Source organism: Tigheibacillus halophilus (genome assembly GCF_042683165.1).
Taxonomy (GTDB): domain Bacteria; phylum Bacillota; class Bacilli; order Bacillales; family Amphibacillaceae; genus Tigheibacillus; species Tigheibacillus halophilus.
This window is the reverse complement of record NZ_JBHUIZ010000005.1, coordinates 393,309-414,604: the sequence shown is the minus strand read 5'-3', so window position 1 is coordinate 414,604 and position 21,296 is coordinate 393,309. Positions and strand designations below refer to the sequence as shown.

The window sequence follows — 21,296 nt, the reverse complement described above, 5'->3', positions numbered from 1 at the left end:
GGAATCACCAACTTTCTAATTCTTATCCTCCTGAGGATCTACCTCACTTTTCCCGTTTTTTCTCTTCAATCCCATATCATCCTCATAGGCGTCGCGATAACGCTTGATAAAATAGTCCATACCAGCATGAGTGCCGTGGTCCACCCATTTCAGATGTGTAGAAGAAAATACTTGCTTATCCACAAGCCCAGGTTTGATGATGTTGTCATATTTTTTCTGGGTCAGTTTCGGCGCATTATTTTGCATGTCCTTCACCCAGCTTTGAAATGTGTCCTCTTTCTCCGCATGGACATGGAAAGTCTGCTCCGCAAATCCTTCTCCAGTGAAGTTGGCATTTCGTCCACGATAATCCCCCTCTTTATCTGCCTGCAGATAAAGGATTGTTTCCATGCCTGCCATATTGTATTTCTGTCCGCCAAGGCGCGGAATCCACAATGCCGCCATGGAACCAGTCGAGGATAAGCGGAATTCAACAGGGCGGTCAGTAGGTATGTGCAAATAATTCACCGTTTCTATACTTTCCTTCGGATAGCTGAAAATCCATTTCCAATCTGCGGAAGTTGCATAGATAACCAGCGGATCTTTTGTTTTTTCTTTTACCGCAGCCTCCGGTGGCTTTTCCAGATCAAACACAGCGGAAATCGTCGGAATCGCCAAGGCTGTCACGATGACAATCGGGATAATGGTCCAGATGGACTCCAAAAGATTATTCCCGTGCAAATCTTCCTTATAAGAACTCGCTTTTCGATTAGGATGGTTTCGATATTTAATTACAATAATCGTAAAAGCGACATAAACAACAAGGATAATTCCAGCCATAAAATATAACGAGTACATAATCAAGTCTTTTTGCCTCTGGGCAACTGGCCCTTTTGGATCAAAGACCGCTATCGAATCACAGCCGCTCAGGAAGATAAGGAAAAAAGCTGCTAATATGAGGATAAATCCTTTCTTGCTGCGTGGCCTCCAAAACCGCATTCGTAACACCTCCGTTTTCATGTCATATATCAATGATCATGTTTACCCTATTATCATTTCGTAGTTAATTAACGACCTAACCAATGTATTTCACGAAAAAAACAATGGGAAACGTATTTCCCAAAATGTTCAAGTTTTTGTTGCATTTACGTCAATGAATCGTAACATTTTATGTTTATCAGATCAGGCCGATTATAAACATCTCTTTCCCTTGCCTGGTGTAACCTCCACATTGGCACCAAGAACGACTGGTGAAAAAGAATGTTTGCACAGAACCCGATCCAAAACCCCCTTTATAGTAAAAAACCAATATCCCGCTAATGGGGGTATTGGTTTTTTGCCAGTACATTTTTATTTATCTTTTCCGATTCACCACATCGATGCCGCCAGAGCCTGCAATGACACTGCCGGTAATCAAGTCAGAGTCTTCGCTGCATAGAAATGCGATCAGGCGGGCAATGTCCCCCCCTGAACCCGGACGACCGACGGGAGTTTTGTCGTCTTTGACGGACTTAGCAGTTCGAATATCCGCTTCTTTCATTTCACCGGTGATATCACCTGGACAAACCATATTCGCGGTAATGCCATTGCCGGCTTCCTCCAAGGCAATAGACTTTGTCAAAGAGACAAGGCCCACTTTCGCGGCACTGAATGCAGAACGATACAGCCATCCTGGCGTGTGCTGAGCGTCCTGAAAACCATAGGTGATGATTCGGCCGAATTGTTGCTTTCTCATGATAGGAATGACACGCTTTACAAAATGAAAAACAGCACTGAGATTCCCCTCAATCATTTCATACCATTCTGCATCCTCATAATCCACCAGTTTCTTTTCTTCGAACACATATGGTCCTGCATTATTAATCAGATAATCCACACGTCCAAAACGCTGCATCGCTTGATCGACGATATGCTGCACATCTGCTTTCCTCGTCACATCCCCTTGTACGAAATGCAACCTGTTTTCATATGCTTGCCAGGCTTGTTTCAGTTCTTCTACTCTTTTTTTATCACTGTGGAAATTGACAGTTACCGAACAGCCATCCTGCAAAAAACGTTCCGTAACCATTTTTCCAAGTCCTTTCGATCCCGCGGTGATGATTGCATGCCTCAAAGAACAACATCCTCCCCATCAATCAGTCATTTTATGGTTTCAGTTTTTCAATAACGACAGGAATTCCTTACGTTTCTCCGGATTCTCGGCGAAAATTCCCCTACTGGCAGTTGATACTGTAACAGAGTCTCTTTTTTTCACGCCGCGTCCGCACATGCACATATGCTTGGCTTCTATAACAACCATTACTCCTTGGGGACGCAATACCTCTTCCATTGCTTCAGCAATTTGGTTTGTAAGCCGTTCCTGAACTTGGAAACGCTTTGCATAGCCATCAACCATGCGGGCAATTTTAGACAAACCCGTGATTTTCCCATTCGGAATATAGCCTACATGTGCCACACCGAAAATTGGAGCGAAGTGATGTTCACAGACGGAATCAAAGTCGATATCCTTTACCATGATCAAATCACGGTGGTCCACATCGAACAACTTCTCTAAATGTGCTTTCGGTTCTTCTCTGTATCCTTCTGTATACTCGAGGAATTTTTTCATCACACGGAAAGGAGTTTCCTGCAGCCCTTGCCGGTCAGGATCATCACCGCACACTTGAATCAGTTTCCTGACTGCTTCCATAAATTCTCGTGAATCTTTCATTTTGTTTTCCAGACTCTCGGGATCAGCATGCAGCATTTCCTTCAGTCTTATCATATTTATCTCATCTTGTGTCATTGACATCATGTAACCTCTTCTCTGAACAACTCTATTTAGAATAATTCTTTTTTGATATTAGATTCATGCATACATAATATTAGTGTAGTATATTGTTTTTGTATAAGTCAATGAAATTAGTCAAGCTGCCGTTAGTGTATGTGAAGTTTGACGTTTTACTCATTCTGTAATCGCAGTTTCAATTCCCAAGTGAAAATGCAAAAAACGCCTTTCTCGAAAGAAAAGCGTTCTCAGACTCCAATCATATGAGGTTCTTTCCTATATATGAATGACACCTGTGACTACAGAGACAAGCAGCAGCACAAGACTGATGCCCCATAGCCAGAATATGCTGTAGCGGATATGCTTGCCCATTTCTGCACCAGCTAAACCAAGTGCCAGCCATAGCGCTGGTGAAAACGGACTGATGAATGTACCGACGATATTGCCAACGATCATAGCATAGGACATGGATAATGAATCGATGCTGAATCCAGAACCGATACTGTCTGCTACTGGCAATAATGCAAAATAGTAGGCATCTGTACTGAGCAACAGTTCAAGCGGAATGCCAATTACACCCAAAACCAAATGAAGGTATGGACCGATAAACCCCGGTAATACTTTCACCATATCTTTCGCGATCGCATCCAGCATACCCGTACCGCTCAGAATTCCCAAAAATGAACCAGCAGCCAAAATGATGGAGGCCATTGTCAATGCATTGGGTGCATGCGTCCTGATACGTTCTGTCTGATCCTTGATTTTTGGATAATTCAGCGGTAAAGCGATACACAACCCAATCATGAAAGTAAATCCGGCAGGAATGACTCCCCAAACCAGGACAAAGATGACAGCGACTGTTAGTATAAAGTTGAACCACAGCATGTTAGGTCTGGCAAGCAGCCTTTTTTCACTTTCTTTTTTTGTATCCTTCACAGTTCCGGCCATCTCTGAAATGGCAGCCTGTGCATCAATGGCTCCATATGTACGTTCGATTCGTTTTTTCTCTCTGAAGCCAAGTAAAATAGCCAATCCCACCATCAATATCATCCCGATAATTTGAATCGGAATGAGTGGATGCCAAAGCTCCGCCACATCCATTTTCAAAACAGATGCCGTTCTGCCCAGCGGTCCGGCCCATGGCACCATGTTCATCACACTGGCACTTCCTCCAATGAGCAATAACAGTAAATATCGACTCATTTTTAAACGATTATACAACGGCAGCAATGCAGGTATGGTTATAAGAAATGTGGAAGCACCTGAGCCGTCCAGATGTGCAACAGCAGCAATCAAAACGGTAGCAACACTGACTGTGACCACGCTCCCCTTGGACCAACCGATCATTTTGTTAATTAAGGGGTCAAACAACCCTGCATCTTGCATTAGTCCAAAGTACAGAATTGCAAATATAAACATGACTACAACATCGAGAACGCTTCCAAGACCATCATGAAAAAAATCGCCTATTTCCCCAAAGCCAAATCCCATCACAAATGCCCCAATGATAGGGATCAGGACCAGTGGAATCATCGGGGTGAGCTTTCCGCTTAATAACAACAGGACAATTGCTAATATCGTTATAAAACCAATCAAACTTAACATGTTTCTTCCTCCCCAAGTTACATTGAATGCGTTTGCAAAATAACCCACATAATCTTTTGAACTTTCGAAAGTACAATATAGCTAAATGTAACATAGGGGGAAAATGGAAAAAACTTTCTTGCCATAATAAATTTATTCCTTATTTTTTTCATTTTGTTCATAAGTGCCACGGATGATGTACTGTCGTTCCGGCCTGCCCACCGTTCCGTATTTCAAGCTGGGCTGAAGCATCTTTATCGAAACCAGATATTCCAGGTATCTTCGTGCGGTCGTTCGACCCATGCCAGTCCGCTTACTCAATTCCACTGCCGTGATTCCCTGGCTCATCTCTCCCAGTAACAAAGTGATTTCACGCAAGGTAATCGGATCGACCCCTTTAGGCAGATCCGTTTTCTTAACCGCATGTTCATCCTTTGTGGTGAATTGAATTCCAATCAAGTAATCAATTTCTTTCTGGAGAACCGTTTTCCTCCCTGCAAGAAAAGCTTTTTTTTCCTGAAAGTCCTGAAGCGACCACTTAAGCCTTTCTGCGTCCACTGGTTTGATGATATAATCGAAAACTCCGCCGCGAATAGCATTTTGAACCGTACCAGCTTCAGTTGCAGCTGTAACCGCAATTAAACTGATAGTATGATATTCTTTGCGGATATGCCAGAACAAATCCAGTCCCTCTACATCTGGAATATAAATATCCAATAGAATCAAATCCGGCAGCTGGGCAACAGACTCCAAAAAATCTTTCGCCTCTAGTGCGGTTCTGGCTTCTTTTATGACTGTAAATCCATCTACATCTTCTACAAACTGCTGATGGATAGACGATATGCGAAAATCATCCTCGATGATCATCACTTTAATAGGATATGACATATTCAATCTCCTTCTTTTGGAATGGTCATAATGAAACAAGATCCATCCCAATCACTTTGTTCCACTGTGATTTCGCCACCCGCTTCATGCAAGAGATGCCGGACGAGCGCTAGGCCTGTACCGCGATGCTCTCCCTGCTTAGTAGAAAACCCTTGTTGAAAGATTTGGTGCAGATGCTCCTCCGCAATCCCCGAGCCGCTGTCACTGACCTCTACTAACACATCATCTCCTATGTCCGTAAAAAAGATTTCCAGCAGTTTTTCAGCATTTACCGGCAATCGTTTTAAATCTTCCATCGCATTATCGAGAAGATTGCCGATGCCCGTCAGAAGTGCCTGCTGTTTTTTTCCGGACACTACAGTCTGTAACTGGCTTTCTGATTGGATCGTCATATCTATATCCAATTCTGCCGCTTCATTCATTTTGGCCTGTAACAAACCTGAAACAAGCGGATCCCGGACATTTTTCAATAAAAATTGTGTCCATGCATGCTGAATCTCTTGCTCTCGCTTGATGAAAGAAATGGCTTCTTCGTATTGCTTCAACTGCAAAAGCCCGAGTACAATAGACAATTTATTGGAAAACTCATGTGTTTGCGCACGCTGGGCATTGGCATATTGTCTGACTTGTTTCAGTTCACTCGTAATGGCTTCCATTTCCTGCTTTTTGCGCAAAGTGGCTACTCCACCGATAACTGCATCGCCGTTCATGATTGGAACCTGGCTGACGAATACAATATCATTGCCAATCACTAGCTCTTGATTCATCCAGGAACCATACTCTGTGAACAAGTTTGCATGTGGGAGTAATTCATTGACAGGCAAGCCGATGCATGATTTCGCTCTGTGCTGCTGGTTACCCAGCATTTGCTGTGCAGCCTGATTAATCAACGTGATTCTTGCATCTGCGTCTACAGAAATGATACCTTCCTGTGCAGATTGCAAAATGGCCTCTTTTTGCTGCAGCGTATATGAAATTTCTTCCGGTTCCATATCAGATAGCCTTTTCTTAATGAATGACGCTATCCATATCGCGCCTAGAATGCCGATACATATGATTCCAAGCATTGTCATCCATAACAGCCTGCTTTGTTTTTTTACGATGGCTTTCACATTTTCATTGAGAAAACCTACCGAAACAACCCCGATAGGGTGTCTGTCATCATCCAGTACAGGGGTCTTGCCTCTAATAGACAGGCCAAGTGAGCCAATATTTTTTGTTACGTAAGACTTTCCCGCCTTAAGAGCTGGTTCATTATCGCCGCCTACCATCCTTTTACCGATTCTATCCGTATAGGGATGGGAATAACGGATTCCCTTTTTATTGCCAACAACAATGAATTGCGCCCCAGCTTCCTTTCGAATCGGCTCCACCAGCTTTTGTATCACTCCTGTCGGGTCATCCTGTTGAAAAGCATCTTTGAGCTCCGGCATACCCGCAATCGTTTTAGCAAGACCGAGCGCCCTTTTTTCAACCTGATCTTCAATAAGTCCTGATATAAAATAATGCAAAAAAAGAGAAAAGATGACGAATATCCCCACGATCAATACACTAATAGCCGTGATCAGCTTCATTTTCAAATTGAAGACGACAGGCTTATATAACGGCTTATCTTTTCGCTGTTCGGTTATATACCCCATCATAATTTTCCCCTTATAAAATGGATAAAAGCTCTGTCTACATTTTAGTTTCTTTTTACATCCATGTCCATGGAACAAATGGAAGTCTAGGTGCACACAAAAGGCAACCTCTTTGAGTACAAGAGGTCGCCTTTACCTTTGATTGCAATTGGCGTCAACCGGGAAAACAGAAACTAAGAATCCATGCAGATTAATGCGCTGTAATGCATGATGAATCTATATAGATTCTTTGATCGTTCAATAGCTTTTAAGCTGTTTTTGGTTGCTCATCTGGATGATATGCGATTTATTTTTCAAGCTCACCATCAGCTTTTTCATTTTTGCTTTCGGTATAGATACACATCCCCCAGTCGGCTTGCCGTTATCAACATGCAGGAAAAACGCACTGCCAGCCCCCTTTTTCGGTTTGGCAGTATTGTAGTTGATCACAATACCATATTGATAGGAAGTCGGATAATCGATAAGATGTTCGTCAGCTTTGTTTGATTTTTTGCGCTCCTGCCAAGTATTATATTTCGCATCTTTCACGTTGGAAATCCAATACGATTTCTCGGTAATCTTTCGAAACTTCTTCTTCGTCCCCGGGTTTGAAGTCCCAAAAGCATATCCAAGTTTATACGACCCTTGCGGTGTTTTGCTCAAACCCTCTTTTGCCTTGCCGACTCCCTTGGATCCGACATGCCCTTTTGTGAGAAAGGATCTGCTCCATTTGCCATTGCTCTTTTTCACCCAATATTCCACATATGCCTTCGATCCAGTTGCAACAACAGCAACAATTTGATTCGCCTTTTTAGCAGTTTTTGTTTTGGCGATTTCTTTAGCTGTCGAGCTTACCTTTCGGAGATAGGAACCGCTGGCATACGCATGTTTATTTTTATATTTGAATCGATACCAGCCGCTTTTGGTCTTTGCGTTCACATGGACGATATCCCCCTTATGTAACGTCCCCAGCTTTTTATACGTTGTTCCCGGGCCAGACCGGACGTTCAGGCTGCTGGCGGTGGCAGCGTACGCACCAGATGTTTTGGTTGTTTTAACAGCCGCGGATGTCGCCATCGGCATGACAAGACAACTTAACAGCAAGACAGTGGCAATAAAAACGATGGATGTTTTCTTCACATTTATCCTCTCCTTTGGTTGGATTATCGAATCCCTGTTTTCAATTATAAGTCGGGCTGCCCGAAATACATAGAATTTTTTACGCCGATTGATTTTCATTTTCTGTCTGGTTTCAAGTAAAGTGCATCCGATTTTCAGCATTTTAATGCATACGTCAACAATTAGTCATGAATAAGTCAAAGCTTTGTAACAGTTTGTGAATTAATTAACAAAATAACCAGTTATACTATGGGTGTAGTTACTTTACCACTGTATACATGTTGTTAAACATAACAAGACATAATCTGGCTGACTCCATTGTTTACAGCCTATTTTGATCACGAATTATTTGTGATGTTTTTCACAAAATTTCGGAGCGTTTGCTCCAAACGATAGCTCATGATGACAGAAGAACCAGTAAAGGAGAGAGAGCACATGGACGTTCTATCATTGGCACGTATTCAGTTTGCTTCCACAACGATCTTCCATTATTTCTTTGTCCCTGTTTCAATTGGACTCGCATTTACAATTGCGATCATGCAAACAGTATATGTTGTTAAAAATGATGACATGTACAAACGCATGACACAATTTTTCGGCAAGCTGTTTTTGATCAACTTCGCTGTTGGTGTCGTCACAGGAATCTTGCAGGAGTTTCAATTTGGCATGAATTGGTCGACATACTCCCGTTTTGTAGGTGATGTATTCGGGCCATCGTTGGCCATAGAAGGTTTACTCGCTTTCTTTATGGAATCAACTTTTATCGGCATTTGGGTTTTCGGATGGGATCGATTGCCAAAGAAAGTCCACCTGGCATCCATTTGGCTTGTATCAATTGGTACCATCATGTCCGCGTTCTGGATATTATCAGCGAACGCGTTCATGCAGTCTCCGGTTGGCTATGACATTGTCGATGGTCGAGCTCAGATGGCCGATTTCAAAGCTATTTTGACGAATCCACATTTATGGGTAGAGTTCCCGCACGTTTTATTCGCAGCATTATTAACCGGAGCATTTGTCATCGCCGGCATCAGTGCATGGAAAATCGGCCGCAAGCATGATATTTCCATGTTTAAGCAGTCCTTTAAAATTTCGATGGTTGTTGCATCGATTGCTGCGGTTTTCGTGATGATTTTCGGCCACCAGTCTGCACAACTGCTGATTAAAGAACAACCAATGAAACTGGCTGCTGCGGAAGGTCTGTGGGATACCAGTGATGACCCTGCGCCATTTACAGTTATCGCCAATATCGATACTGATAAAAAAGAAACCACAGGTGGACTGGAAATCCCATATATGCTCAGTTTGCTTTCCTTCAACAAATTTAGCGGAGAGATCCAAGGAATGAATCAGCTTCAGGAAGCGTACACCGAGAAGTATGGACCGGGGAATTACATCCCGCCAGTCAAGACGATATTCTGGACCTTCAGAACAATGGTGGCCGCAGGGGGGCTAATGCTATTGCTGTCTCTTTATGGTTGGTATGCTTCTCGCAAAGGTTCTTTGGATAAGCACCCGTTTTTCCTAAAAATGATGGTATTTGGCATCACACTGCCATTTATCGGTAATACCGCCGGCTGGATCATGACAGAGATGGGCCGGCAACCATGGATCGTATTTGGTGTCATGAAAACAGAAGATGCCGTATCACCATCGGTCACTGCCAATGAAGTACTGTTCTCACTCATTTCCTTTTCATCTATCTATTTAATTCTTGCCGGTTTGACCATCTATTTATTTGCTAAGGAAATCAAGAAAGATGAACCTGCACAGAAAAAAGGAACAGCCGAAAACGATCCATTTGATAAGGAGGAGATGATCAGTGTCTCTTAATGAATTATGGTTTCTGTTAATCGCCGTACTGTTTATCGGATTTTTTGTTCTGGAAGGATTTGATTTCGGCGTTGGTATCGTTGCAAGAATTCTTGGAAGGGATGATGTGGAAAGGCGTGTTTACATCAACACGATCGGTCCATTCTGGGATGCGAATGAAGTATGGCTGATTACAGCCGGCGGCGCCATGTTCGCAGCTTTTCCCCATTGGTATGCCACATTATTCAGCGGCTTTTATATCCCCTTGGTATTTATGCTGCTGGCGTTGATCATTCGCGGCGTTTCATTTGAATTCCGTGGCAAAATGAATCATTTGAAATGGCGAAATACATGGGATTGGGCAATCTTCACCGGCAGTATCGTTCCACCTATCTTGTGGGGCGTGGTCCTGGGAAATTTGATGACCGGCATGCCAATTGATGCGAATAAGGAAATGACTGGCGGATTTGTACAATTCCTTCATCCATTCGCTTTACTCGGCGGACTCATGTATCTGATGCTGACCATCACACACGGCTTGCAGTTCATCACCATACGTACAGAAGGAGAGCTACAAGAACGCGCCCGCAAGCTAGGGAAAAAAGCTGCCCCGTTGACTGTACTGTTTGTACTTGCCTTTGGTTTCGCCGGCCTGATTAAAACGGACATTTTCACATATCATGGTTTCTGGTGGGTTGCGCTGCCTGCACTCGGACTGGTGACTCTAGTCCTTTCCATCATTCTCAATGGAAGAAAACGTGATGGCTGGGCATTTGCCATGACAAGTACGTCGATTGTGCTGCTGATTGCCAGTGTGTTCATCGGGATGTTTCCACGTGTGATGATCAGCTCACTCCACGCGGCGAATGACTTGACGATTTTTAATGCCGCTTCCGGAAAATATGCTTTAAAGGTGATGTCTTATTTCTCCCTCACCTTATTGCCATTCGTTTTGGCCTACCAGGCGTGGAGTTATTATATATTCCGTAAAAGGGTGAAAAAACATGAAAAGCTGGGTTATTGATGTTTCGTGAACGGGGATTGCCCGCAGGAAAAAATAGCGTCCCATTTTATGGCGCAGCTGCATGTCTGACCGTTTTGGAAACGCTGGCCATCATCGGCCAGGCTCTATTTCTTGCCCGGGCAGTTTCCGCCTTGTTCGCAGGCAGTACAGTGAAGGAGTCCGCCTCCAGCATCCTGTTGTTTGTACTGGGCTTCTTACTCCGCACCATATTTGCACAGCTCCGAAGATGGATTGCGGAGAGATTTGCTGAACGAAAAGGAAAAGAAATGCGAAATAGGTTGATTCATGCCTATTTTCGGCACGGACAAGGATATATCCACACTTTAGGAACCGGCCGGCTAGTCACGCTCGCCATGGAAGGCACCGATAAGATGAAGAAATATGTTGAAATTGCCATTCCACGTATGGTTTCCATGATGGTCACCCCTGCGTTAATTGTCGTCTATGTTTATACAGTAGATAAAATCTCCGCAGTGCTTTTAATGGTGACAGTCCCTGTTATTGTGATATTCATGATCCTTCTTGGTAAAGCAGCACAGAAAAAAGCTGATAGCCAGTATGAAACATATCGTGTTTTATCCAATCATTTTGTTGATTCGTTAAAGGGACTCGATACATTGAAATTCCTTGGACAAAGTGTGCGGCATGAGCAAAAAATAAGCAAAGTGAGCGATCGGTACCGCCAAGCGACCAATAAAACACTGCGAATCGCTTTTCTCTCTTCTTTTGCATTGGATTTTTTTACCAGTCTATCAATAGCGTTCGTTGCTGTCGGGCTTGGGTTCCGGCTGATCGATAATGAAATCGCACTGCTCCCGGCGTTGACGATTTTGATTCTGGCGCCTGAGTATTTCTCACCGATCCGCCAAGTCGGGAAAGAATATCATGCTACGCTAGACGGACAAGCAGCCCTAAAGGAAATGGAGAAGATAATTGCTACAGCCCCAGCTGCTGAAAAAGGGCAGCATCTCCATTTCAGTCCGGAGAGTGAACTCATGCTGGAAGGTGTCACAGTACAATTGGGGGAGACAAAGGTATTGAAAGATTTTTCGTTTTCACATCACGGGAAAGGCATGATAGGTATCATCGGGCCAAGCGGATCTGGCAAAACAACCCTGATCCAAACAATTGCCGGATTCATTGTACCGCAAGCCGGGATAATTAAAATCAACGGAACGTCCATCCCTTCACTTGCGAACACGGACTGGCAGGAACAAATCGCTTATATTCCGCAGCACCCCTATCTCTTTCCTGCCTCCATAGCGGATAATATTCGTTTTTATGAACCGGATGCCAGTGACGAAGAAGTGAAGCAAATTATTGCGCAAACAGGTTTGGCATCGTTTATAGACGAATTGGAAAACGGCATGGATGAACAGATTGGCGAGGGCGGCAGGGCTTTAAGTGGCGGACAGGAGCAGCGGATATCTTTGGCACGTGCTTTGTTGAGCGAACGAAAGGTCATTCTGCTTGACGAGCCGACTGCGCATTTGGATATTGAAACGGAATTTGCTATCAAAGAACTGATGTTGAGTCTGTTTAAAAATAAACTTGTGTTCTTTGCAACACATCGTACACATTGGATCAAAGATATGGACAGTGTGATTGATTTGAATACACAAACAGCAACCAATTGTTGAGATAATTTTATGGCAGAGGAGAAGCGCGGATATGAAAACATTGCTTATACCTTATTTGAAAAAGTATACATGGCCGTTCACCACAGCACTGATATTCGGGCTGCTCGGTATTGCTTCCGGCGCTATGCTTTTATTCGTTTCCGGCTACCTTATCTCCAAATCCGCCCTCCAGGTGGAAAATGTCATGCTGATTTATGTACCTATTGTTGCGGTGAGAGCATTCAGTATCAGTAAAGCTGTCTTCCCTTATTTAGAAAAGCTGACCAGTCACGACCTGGTACTTCGCATATTGGCCACTATGCGGACCAAGCTGTATCACCTTGTGGAGCCTCATGCGATTTTTTTGCATTCCCGATATAAAACTGGTGACCTGCTTGCTGTTTTGGCTGAGGATATCGCACACTTACAGGATCTCTTCATCCGTACGATTATCCCCGGTATTCTCGGGGTCGTGCTATATACCCTGGTCATCATCATTTTCGGCGCATTTGACTGGACCTTTGCACTGCTGCTTGGTTTACTGCTCGGGGCGCTTGTCTTTTTGATTCCATTATTTTCTTTATTGCAGACAAAGCAGCGCCATGTGACACAAAAAACTAGCCGTAACCGCCTGTACCAGCAACTGACAGACGCCATTTTTGGAATGGCAGACTGGCAGGCAAGCGGCAGAACGACTCAATTGCTTGCGGATCTGCAAGCACGGGATGACCATCTGCAAAGAGAACAACGGTTATTGCAAAGATTCAGCCATTGGCGTGATGCTGCTACCCAGTTTATTATTGGCATTACCATTGTCGCTGTGATGATTTGGATCAGCATACAAACAGGCAGCGGCGTTTTTTCCAACACAATGATTGCTGCATTCACATTGATGATTTTCTCGATTACAGACGCATTGATGCCGCTGTCGCAAGCTGCAAGCGAGCTGCCTTCCTATACGGACAGTGTGAAACGTTTGCAGCAGCTGGCGGATGATAATTCAGTGACACAATCACAAAAATCCATAGATATTAGGTCAGAAGTGACCGAAAAACACGTAAGCACAGGAGACATTCAGCTGACTAATGTCAGTTTTCAATATGCAGCCGCCCAAAAAAGGGTACTCGATCATATCAGCTTAAATATCGAAGCTGGCAGGAAAATTGCAGTTCTTGGTCAAAGCGGCACAGGCAAGTCAACGCTATTATTGTTGCTTGCAGGGATGCTTGAGCCGACAAGCGGATATATCAATGTCGGTGGCATTCCGATGAACAGCTCGCTAATTTCTAAATCTGTCTCCATTTTAAACCAAAAACCACATCTTTTTGACACAACGATTGAAAATAATATCCGAATTGGGAAACCAGATGCGACAGATTCGCAAATAGCCAAAGTGATAAAAGAAGCACAATTAAGCAATTTAATAGACTCGCTCCCGAATGGCCTGCAGACAAACATGCATGAAATGGGCAATCGTTTTTCAGGCGGGCAACGTCAGCGGATTGCGCTGGCCCGGGTGCTGCTGCAGGACACCCCGATTCTTCTGGTGGATGAGGCCACCAACGGTCTTGATCCCGCCACGGAAACTGAACTGATCAATACCATGCTTACAGCTGCAAATAATAAAACGATTATTTGGGTCACACACCATTTGGCTGGTGTAGAAAACATGGATGAGATCATCTTTTTAAAAAATGGCTCCATACATTTACAAGGCAGCCATGACGCACTGTTTAAACACAGTTCTTACTATCGTAAGCTTTATGTAATGGATCGCGGCTGAGGATTCATAGTCGGGATATGAAGGTACATGCAATGCATTCGGGACAGGCATTGCAATTTCATTATTCTATCATACAGACAGCGTCTTCTGACGGACTTTTTACCAAACTTGTATTTAACGAATTTTAGATGTTTGTATATGGTTTTTGATAAGATAAATATGAAACTGCCATCTTGCAAATTCCTACGCAAACGGTACAATGAAGGAAGCGCATTCATATCATGCAGTACACAGGGGGTAAATATATGGAAATCACAACCAAAACAGAAGAAATCATTCAACAAACCGACCGGTTCGGAGCACATAACTACCATCCTTTGCCAGTTGTCATTGCGGAGGCGGAAGGAATTTGGGTCAAAGATCCAGAGGGAAATAAATATATGGATATGCTTAGTGCCTATTCAGCAGTCAACCAGGGACACAGACATCCGAAAATCATTGCAGCACTCAAGGAACAGGCCGACCGAGTGACATTGACCTCACGCGCATTTCATAATGATCAATTAGGGAAATTCTACGAAAAGGTGAGCAGACTCACCAATAAAAATATGGTTTTGCCAATGAACACTGGAGCAGAAGCTGTCGAGACAGCCTTTAAAACGGCTCGCAGATGGGCATATGATGTAAAAGGGGTAGCTGCGGGGCAAGCAGAAATCATTGCTTGTGAAGGTAACTTCCATGGCCGTACAATGACAGCGGTGTCCTTATCATCCGATCCCGACAACAAACGTGGTTTTGAACCAATGCTGCCAGGCATCAAGATAATTCCTTACGGAGATATCGAGGCGTTGAAAAGGGCAATCAACGACAATACAGCTGGATTCCTGTTCGAGCCAATTCAAGGTGAGGCAGGTATCATCATTCCACCAGAAGGATTTCTGAAAGAAGCGTATGATGTATGTAAGGAGAACAATGTTTTATATATTGCCGATGAAATTCAAGCTGGCCTTGGACGATCTGGAAAAATGTTCGCTTGCGACTGGGAAAATATCATTCCTGATATGTACATTCTAGGAAAAGCACTTGGCGGCGGTGTCATGCCAATCTCATGTGTTGCAGCTAATTCGGATATTCTGGGTGTCTTCGAACCTGGCTCCCACGGTTCAACATTCGGGGGCAACCCGCTTGCCTGTGCCGTATCGGTAGCAGCCCTGGAAGTGATCGAGGAAGAAAAACTGGCAGATACCGCTAATGAGCTTGGAGAATATTTCCGTGCTGAATTAACAAAGATCGACAATCCAGCCATTAAGGAAATACGCGGAAGAGGGCTGTTTATCGGTTTGGAATTGTATGAATCAGCACGTCCCTATTGCGAACATTTGAAGGAGTTAGGGTTGCTCTGCAAAGAGACACATGAAAATGTCATTCGCTTTGCACCGCCACTCATTATTAAACAAGAAGAGCTGGATGAGGCGATTGAAAAAATCAAGCAGGTGTTCAGCAAATAATTATTGCTGACTGCTGCTCCTCATTGCAGATTTGGAATACAGCCGATTAAGAACGGAAAACGTACCGATCTTCCATCCGATCAAGCCGGCCAACAAACCGACAGCTATATTGCTGTCGGTTTGTTCGTATCTTGAAAAATTTTCGCCAATCGGCGGCTCTCCTCATATCGGATATTCTTTAACAGTGGCTCCAACATTTGTGCTGCCGCTACTGGTTTTGCTAGAATCAATATAAGTATTGCATTCCTTCTTGCTATTATTCACTATCGCAAGATTTTCCACGGAGGATTCTGAACATGAACCACACGCTTATTCAACCGGATGATACCCTTACATTATGGGGAATCATCATCGTTTGGGCTTGCGCCAGCATTTATTTGGAACAGCGTTACAGCTGGGCTTCTAAAATGTCCGGTGCAGTCATCGCACTGATTGGAGCCATCATTTTATCCAATACAAATGTCATTCCGACCGAATCAGCAGTCTATGATGCTGTTTGGAGCGTGATAGTTCCACTGGCCATCCCGCTTCTGCTCTTCAATGTCAATATTCGGAAGCTATGGCAGGAAGGCGGCAAGCTGCTGCTCATCTTTCTGATAAGTTCGATAGGCACAGTTGCTGGAACGATCATCAGTTTTTCTCTTCTAAAAAATTCCATCCCATTTCTTGATAAAATCAGTGCGATGATGAGCGCTTCCTATATAGGGGGAAGTGTTAATTTCCTTGCAATGGCAACAAAATTCTCTGCACCGGGTGAGATGGTATCTTCTGCCGTCGTGGCTGACAACCTGATGATGGCTATCTATATCATCATCCTGATGGCGATTCCCGCAGTTACTTTCTTTCGGAAACGATATAGCACGCCACATATCGATGCACTTGAAAAACAAGTTGGAAATCAACAAAACGAAACGTCTGCGGAAGGGTTTTGGAAAAGAAAGGATATTTCTTTGAAAGATATCGCATTAGCTGTAGGTACGGCGTTTCTATTGGTTATCGTTTCGTTCAAAGCAGCTGACTATCTCGCTTCGGTCATCCCGTCCGGCAATGATGCTTTATTCATTTTCCATATTTTGCATGGCTTGTTTGGTGATCATTATCTGATGCTGACGACACTCACCTTCGCCGTCCTTTCGTTTTTCCCGAATCACTTTAAAAAAATCAACGGCAGCCAGGAATTCGGGACATTTTTAATTTACATATTTTTTGTGGTGATAGGTGTACCAGCTTCAATCCCGATGATCATCCAACATGCACCGCTGCTGCTTCTATTTGTGTTCATCATCGTTTTCATCAATATGCTTATTTCCCTGGCCGCCGGCAAAGTGCTTAAGATTAACCTTGAGGAAATCCTGCTGGCCAGTAATGCCAATATCGGCGGTCCTACAACCGCGGCAGCCATGGCGATTGCCAAAGGATGGAAGAACCTTGTAGGACCAATCCTAGTCGTAGGCACACTAGGATATATCATTGGAAATTATATCGGTACCATCATTGGCTATTGGTTCTCGACCCTCATGTAATTACGCTGGTAGAAAAGCCCCATGCTCACTTTTGAATATCGGACTTGTCTCCGAACAAGTCGATAAAGCGCCGGGCTGTATTGGAAAGACGGTGGTTTTTTAGCCAGACGATGGAGGGCTGGACATTTATGGAGAGGCCCTCCAATTCATATGCGACAATGTCGTGGTGATACGCCTGGTTCAATTCTGATTTCGGCACAATCGATATGCCTGTACCTGTAGCAACCAGCAATAATAAAGTAGATATGTCCTTGCACTCCATCACCACTTTTGGCGACAATTTGTTTTTGTGAAAGGTATGGATAATATTCTCATAAACAGCGTACCCTTCCATCGGCGCCAGCATTAAAAAAGGATGCTGCACGATTTGCTCCGCCTTTATCACCGAATTCGGGAACTGTGCTTGCCATGTTTTTGGTGCAACCACGACAAACGGCTCCTGCCGTAACGCTAAAAAACGATACTTTCCCAGTTCGATCGGGAGCAGCATCAATGCCATCTCAATATCGCCCGCTGTCAGCAATTCTTCTAAATAGGAGGAGTCCCCCTCCCATATTTTTATGTAAATATCCGGATACAACTCCCGGCATGCCTTGACTTTATCAGGCAACAGAGAGATACAGCTGGATGAAACACCACACTCCAGCTCTCCTTTTGTTCCACACGCTATTTCCTTTATTTCTTCCTGTATATCGGCCTGTTTTTGCAGCATGGCTGTCGCATGGCGATACAGCGCTTCCCCCGCCTGGGTCAACTCCCATTTTCTCGTATGCCGGTAAATCAGCGTGGCACCCAGCTCCTTTTCCAGCCGTTTCAACTGCTGGCTTAATGGTGGTTGCGCCATATATAACATCTCTGCAGCCCTGGAAATATTGCCCGCTTCCACGATCGTTTTAAAATACCGCAACTGTTTCAGTTCCATTGTCAGCCTCCGTTATACTTATAACATATAGCAGTATTATAATATATATATTTTTAATATATCAACCATCCTGATAAAATAGTAAAGTCGTGTAAAACCCAAACCCGCCATGTTCCCCTTTAGAGAAATAACTATAAAAGAAGGATGGTTATATGGAAACACAACATCACGTTTCGTCCAAACTGTGGACAAAGAACTTTATCATCATTGTTATCGGAAATTTATTTGTATATATGGGGTTTCAAATGCTGATTCCGACATTGCCCGTGTATGTGAAAGATATTGGCGGAACCGATATGCAGGCAGGGCTTGTCGTCAGCCTGTTCGCCTTCAGCGCCCTCATTTTCCGTTCAATCACAGGAAAGGCAGTTGACAGTTGGGGCCGTGCACCACTGTTGTTCATCGGATTCATCGTATTAATTCTATCCAATTTGTCTTTATTCGTCTTTTCAACCGTCGTCATGCTGCTTAGTATACGGGCCATCCAAGGAATTGGCTGGGGAATGACATCAACTACCATCGCTACGATCATGTCTGATAATGTTCCAGACAAAAAACGTGGAGAAGGGACAGGGTATTACGCCCTTTCCGTCATTCTCGCCACCTCACTGGCGCCAATCGTCGGCATCGCTATGCAAAACAAACTTGGTTTTAATGCCATACTGATATTTACCAGTATAGTCATGGTCGTCGGATTGTTGTTGATGAACATGATCCGTATTCCTAAACGCGCAAGAACGGCCATGCCAGCTAGTGAAAAACAGCCGATTTTGAAGCAGCTTTTTGAAAAGCAGGCGTTGCTTCCCTCGATTCTCTGTTTTTTGCTTGCTGTTCCGTTTGGTGGAATCATGAGCTTCATTGCATTATTCGGCAGAGAAATTGGTATTAACCAAATTTGGGTCTATTTCATCGGCCATTGTGCAATGATTGTCATTACCAGACCTTTTATCGGAAAACTATTCGATAAAAGAGGCCATGCCAGTGTCATTTTACCTGGTGCTATTTCCATGGCAATCGGGCTGATTACCCTTTCCTTTACCACAAGTATTGCAACACTGGTCATTGCTTCACTCTTTTTCGGATTTGGATTCGGTGCTGTACAGCCCTCTTTGCAAGCATGGGCTCTCAATCGTTCCCCATCCCATCGTAAAGGAGCAGCAAACGGAACATTTCTGTCGTTTATGGACCTCGGTGTCTCTCTCGGTATTGTCATATTAACACCAATCATCAGTATGACAAGCTATGCTCTGATGTATCGTTATTCCGCTTTATTTATGATTGCCTTTTTAATTATATACAGTATATATTTAATGCGAAGCAAACGGTACAAAGCCGCAGTTGAGAAAACCGAACCTAGTGAGCAAATAGTCTGATGGAGGACAGGCAATATGTTTTCGAAAATGTTTATAACAGAATCTGAACTGTCCCATGCGTCCCTTGTTAAAGTACGCGAGTAAAAAAAAGCGTCTGGCTTGACGGCCCGGCGCTTTTATACTAGTCTCTTCACCTCGGTAAATCACGTAATCACTCATTTGAGGAATAAGCAATAAGTCAGGGCTGCCGAACTGAAGCTGTCATTCGGCCGCTAAATCATTTCGATTGGCAGACATGGGCGGCTGCTCCATCCATTTATTTTCGATCATGATATTCGCTCCATCTTCCGAATACGATTGAATTTCCAAAGATAATTTATTATACATCATAGCAAGATCTGCTCTAGGACTTTCTGCAATACTTACACCATAGTAACCGATACTTGCCATGATCAATCCAGTTGTCACAAACATCATCAGCTTATCAGAAAATGTATACGCCGTGCTTTCTGTCACATCCGTATCCCAAGTCATGGGTACAGGAAGATTACCCTCTTTCATTTTCCTTGCAAATTTATCGATATGTTTCTTGGCAATATCTCTCCCGCGCAAAAAATATTTTGTGGACTCTTTAGACTGAGAGACTTGACTAAACCCTATTATGGTCGCCGTACCCAAGCCATTCCTTTGGATGTTAGCGAACAGATTGGATATTTCCATGACGGTCAAAGGTCTTTTTTCAGCAAAAACATCCCAGATGAATCCTTGTTTCTCCACGTACTCTACATGCGCTTTTACCGGCATAAAAGGGCCCCGTGTATACAAACCTTTTGACAGCAGCACGTCCTTTGATCGCTTATAAAGCAATGCAGTCTCCTGCAAACATGAGCTATAAAATTCAGTAATGTCCGCTCTGACAGATGCTGCTACATACCCAGCATATATTGTAAGGCCAATAGCAGCCATCTGGTGTACATTGTGTAAAAAATAAGTGTCTGTATATAGTCTTGGAGCAGTCAAATCTACGTCTTCCTCTAAACTGAATCCGTGTGGAATACTGCGATTTTCTTTTTTCATTATGGCAGTAATCTTTTGGATATGCGCTTTTGATAGCTGTAAGGCATGCTCCAGCATCGGCTTTATTTCAGGATCCTCCACCTTTTCAACAAAATATGAATATACACACACGTTTGCACTATCTGTTAAATATTGCGTCCACAGTGACCCGATTTCTGTAGCTGTCACAGGGATATGACTGCTTTCGTCCATTTGGCTATTCTCCTCCTTAAAGTTCAGTTGCTTATCTTTTAGTTATTTGTGTTGTGAAGAATATTATGTAAGCGATGATATTTTTCATTTCTGGAATGTGTACTACACAAGTGCAGTGGATATTTAACGTCCGCTTCGCTTCTTGGTTTGTTTTTCTGTCTTCATGGGAAAATCAGTATTACAAACATAAAGGAGAGGATAAAAACAGATGAAACAGCTGCTATTCATTCAAATCGGAACAGGAATAGATGTGCATGGTCAGAATATTACCAAAGCTGCACAGAGAGCAGTAGAGGATGCTATTCACCATAATTCCATGCCCGGCATCGAAAAGGCACTGCCAGAACAGAGACTCGACAATATGGTGGTAAACGTCAAACTTGCGGTCCCTGCTGACGAGGAAAAATTAGATACTGAAAAAGTGAAATCGATTATTCCATACGGCACAGTGTCAGTGGAAGTGATTCCGGGAGGCATGGCAACGACAAGCGGGATTTTCTTAGAAGACAAGCAGGATAAAAATGACATGATGTATATTGTCAATGCGGCTGTAGAAACAGGTTATTGATTCCTATCATCTGTGAGGGATGATGCATTTCTTTTGCAAAATCTTTCGCAGCCCTACTG

The 21,296-nt window shown here is 43.6% G+C and carries 17 protein-coding genes; 8 read left to right on the top strand and 9 right to left on the bottom strand.

What is annotated here, in order from left to right; all coding sequences use genetic code 11:
- Positions 1 to 15 precede the first annotated feature (15 nt).
- From qoxA to ACFSMW_RS08245, 7 genes are all read right to left on the bottom strand, one after another.
- Positions 16 to 978, bottom strand: a complete 963-nt coding sequence (qoxA, locus tag ACFSMW_RS08275) for a cytochrome aa3 quinol oxidase subunit II (protein WP_390354676.1) — start codon at positions 976 to 978, stop codon at positions 16 to 18.
- 355 nt (positions 979 to 1,333) lie between these two features.
- The gene (locus ACFSMW_RS08270; RefSeq protein WP_390354674.1) at positions 1,334 to 2,092 is read right to left on the bottom strand and encodes an SDR family oxidoreductase; all 759 of its coding nucleotides are present in this window, start codon (positions 2,090 to 2,092) and stop codon (positions 1,334 to 1,336) included.
- Positions 2,093 to 2,131: 39 nt separating this feature from the next.
- The gene (gene folE, locus ACFSMW_RS08265) at positions 2,132 to 2,689 is read right to left on the bottom strand and encodes a GTP cyclohydrolase I FolE (protein ID WP_390354777.1); all 558 of its coding nucleotides are present in this window, start codon (positions 2,687 to 2,689) and stop codon (positions 2,132 to 2,134) included.
- Between the two features lie 333 nt (positions 2,690 to 3,022).
- Positions 3,023 to 4,351 (bottom strand): CitMHS family transporter, encoded by a 1,329-nt coding sequence (locus ACFSMW_RS08260; protein WP_390354672.1) that lies wholly within the window; start codon positions 4,349 to 4,351, stop codon positions 3,023 to 3,025.
- A gap of 132 nt (positions 4,352 to 4,483) precedes the next feature.
- On the bottom strand, positions 4,484 to 5,218 hold the full coding sequence (locus tag ACFSMW_RS08255; protein ID WP_390354671.1) for a response regulator: 735 nt from the start codon (positions 5,216 to 5,218) through the stop codon (positions 4,484 to 4,486).
- A gap of 2 nt (positions 5,219 to 5,220) precedes the next feature.
- Positions 5,221 to 6,858: an ATP-binding protein gene (locus tag ACFSMW_RS08250; protein WP_390354670.1), complete on the bottom strand. Its 1,638-nt coding sequence runs from the start codon at positions 6,856 to 6,858 to the stop codon at positions 5,221 to 5,223.
- Positions 6,859 to 7,095: 237 nt separating this feature from the next.
- Positions 7,096 to 7,977, bottom strand: coding sequence for an SH3 domain-containing protein (locus ACFSMW_RS08245; protein WP_390354668.1), 882 nt, complete (start codon positions 7,975 to 7,977; stop codon positions 7,096 to 7,098).
- A 414-nt stretch (positions 7,978 to 8,391) separates the two neighbouring features.
- Between ACFSMW_RS08245 and ACFSMW_RS08240 the strand changes: the two genes are divergently transcribed.
- The 6 genes from ACFSMW_RS08240 (at position 8,392) to ACFSMW_RS08215 (ending at position 17,165) form a co-directional block, all read left to right on the top strand.
- Positions 8,392 to 9,789: a cytochrome ubiquinol oxidase subunit I gene (locus ACFSMW_RS08240; protein WP_390354666.1), complete on the top strand. Its 1,398-nt coding sequence runs from the start codon at positions 8,392 to 8,394 to the stop codon at positions 9,787 to 9,789.
- The gene (gene cydB, locus ACFSMW_RS08235; protein ID WP_390354665.1) at positions 9,779 to 10,792 is read left to right on the top strand and encodes a cytochrome d ubiquinol oxidase subunit II; all 1,014 of its coding nucleotides are present in this window, start codon (positions 9,779 to 9,781) and stop codon (positions 10,790 to 10,792) included. Before ACFSMW_RS08240 ends, cydB begins: the two co-directional genes overlap by 11 nt.
- Complete coding sequence (gene cydD / locus ACFSMW_RS08230) at positions 10,792 to 12,432, top strand: thiol reductant ABC exporter subunit CydD (RefSeq protein WP_390354663.1); 1,641 nt, start codon at positions 10,792 to 10,794, stop codon at positions 12,430 to 12,432. The genes cydB and cydD overlap by 1 nt, the downstream gene beginning before the upstream one ends.
- 31 nt (positions 12,433 to 12,463) lie before the next feature.
- Complete coding sequence (cydC, locus tag ACFSMW_RS08225; RefSeq protein ID WP_390354661.1) at positions 12,464 to 14,194, top strand: thiol reductant ABC exporter subunit CydC; 1,731 nt, start codon at positions 12,464 to 12,466, stop codon at positions 14,192 to 14,194.
- A 245-nt stretch (positions 14,195 to 14,439) separates the two neighbouring features.
- On the top strand, positions 14,440 to 15,642 hold the full coding sequence (locus ACFSMW_RS08220; protein WP_390354659.1) for an ornithine--oxo-acid transaminase: 1,203 nt from the start codon (positions 14,440 to 14,442) through the stop codon (positions 15,640 to 15,642).
- 296 nt (positions 15,643 to 15,938) lie between these two features.
- Positions 15,939 to 17,165 carry a DUF819 family protein gene (locus tag ACFSMW_RS08215; protein WP_390354657.1) on the top strand — a complete coding sequence of 409 codons (1,227 nt, stop codon included), beginning with the start codon at positions 15,939 to 15,941 and terminating at the stop codon, positions 17,163 to 17,165.
- Between the two features lie 25 nt (positions 17,166 to 17,190).
- Here ACFSMW_RS08215 and ACFSMW_RS08210 read toward each other — a convergent pair whose 3' ends face one another.
- Positions 17,191 to 18,087 (bottom strand): LysR family transcriptional regulator, encoded by an 897-nt coding sequence (locus tag ACFSMW_RS08210; RefSeq protein ID WP_390354655.1) that lies wholly within the window; start codon positions 18,085 to 18,087, stop codon positions 17,191 to 17,193.
- 152 nt (positions 18,088 to 18,239) lie between these two features.
- Between ACFSMW_RS08210 and ACFSMW_RS08205 the strand changes: the two genes are divergently transcribed.
- Positions 18,240 to 19,460 (top strand): MFS transporter, encoded by a 1,221-nt coding sequence (locus ACFSMW_RS08205; RefSeq protein WP_390354653.1) that lies wholly within the window; start codon positions 18,240 to 18,242, stop codon positions 19,458 to 19,460.
- A 201-nt stretch (positions 19,461 to 19,661) separates the two neighbouring features.
- Here the strand turns inward: ACFSMW_RS08205 and ACFSMW_RS08200 are convergent, their stop codons facing one another.
- A complete protein-coding gene (locus ACFSMW_RS08200; protein WP_390354652.1) occupies positions 19,662 to 20,669 on the bottom strand; it encodes a DUF3231 family protein in 1,008 nt (335 codons plus the stop codon).
- Between the two features lie 208 nt (positions 20,670 to 20,877).
- On the opposite strand from ACFSMW_RS08200, the gene ACFSMW_RS08195 reads away from it, so the two are divergent.
- Positions 20,878 to 21,237: a Lin0512 family protein gene (locus tag ACFSMW_RS08195; RefSeq protein WP_390354650.1), complete on the top strand. Its 360-nt coding sequence runs from the start codon at positions 20,878 to 20,880 to the stop codon at positions 21,235 to 21,237.
- Positions 21,238 to 21,296 lie beyond the last annotated feature (59 nt).

What these genes read in the sequence shown, in the direction of transcription:
- qoxA (WP_390354676.1), bottom strand. Translation starts at nt 978, where the DNA reads ATGCGGTTTTGGAGGCCACGCAGCAAGAAAGGATTTATCCTCATATTA.
- folE (WP_390354777.1), bottom strand. Translation starts at nt 2,689, where the DNA reads ATGAAAGATTCACGAGAATTTATGGAAGCAGTCAGGAAACTGATTCAA.
- ACFSMW_RS08260 (WP_390354672.1), bottom strand. Translation starts at nt 4,351, where the DNA reads ATGTTAAGTTTGATTGGTTTTATAACGATATTAGCAATTGTCCTGTTG.
- ACFSMW_RS08255 (WP_390354671.1), bottom strand. Translation starts at nt 5,218, where the DNA reads ATGTCATATCCTATTAAAGTGATGATCATCGAGGATGATTTTCGCATA.
- ACFSMW_RS08250 (WP_390354670.1), bottom strand. Translation starts at nt 6,858, where the DNA reads ATGGGGTATATAACCGAACAGCGAAAAGATAAGCCGTTATATAAGCCT.
- ACFSMW_RS08240 (WP_390354666.1), top strand. Translation starts at nt 8,392, where the DNA reads ATGGACGTTCTATCATTGGCACGTATTCAGTTTGCTTCCACAACGATC.
- cydD (WP_390354663.1), top strand. Translation starts at nt 10,792, where the DNA reads ATGTTTCGTGAACGGGGATTGCCCGCAGGAAAAAATAGCGTCCCATTT.
- cydC (WP_390354661.1), top strand. Translation starts at nt 12,464, where the DNA reads ATGAAAACATTGCTTATACCTTATTTGAAAAAGTATACATGGCCGTTC.
- ACFSMW_RS08220 (WP_390354659.1), top strand. Translation starts at nt 14,440, where the DNA reads ATGGAAATCACAACCAAAACAGAAGAAATCATTCAACAAACCGACCGG.
- ACFSMW_RS08215 (WP_390354657.1), top strand. Translation starts at nt 15,939, where the DNA reads ATGAACCACACGCTTATTCAACCGGATGATACCCTTACATTATGGGGA.
- ACFSMW_RS08210 (WP_390354655.1), bottom strand. Translation starts at nt 18,087, where the DNA reads ATGGAACTGAAACAGTTGCGGTATTTTAAAACGATCGTGGAAGCGGGC.
- ACFSMW_RS08205 (WP_390354653.1), top strand. Translation starts at nt 18,240, where the DNA reads ATGGAAACACAACATCACGTTTCGTCCAAACTGTGGACAAAGAACTTT.
- ACFSMW_RS08200 (WP_390354652.1), bottom strand. Translation starts at nt 20,669, where the DNA reads ATGGACGAAAGCAGTCATATCCCTGTGACAGCTACAGAAATCGGGTCA.
- ACFSMW_RS08195 (WP_390354650.1), top strand. Translation starts at nt 20,878, where the DNA reads ATGAAACAGCTGCTATTCATTCAAATCGGAACAGGAATAGATGTGCAT.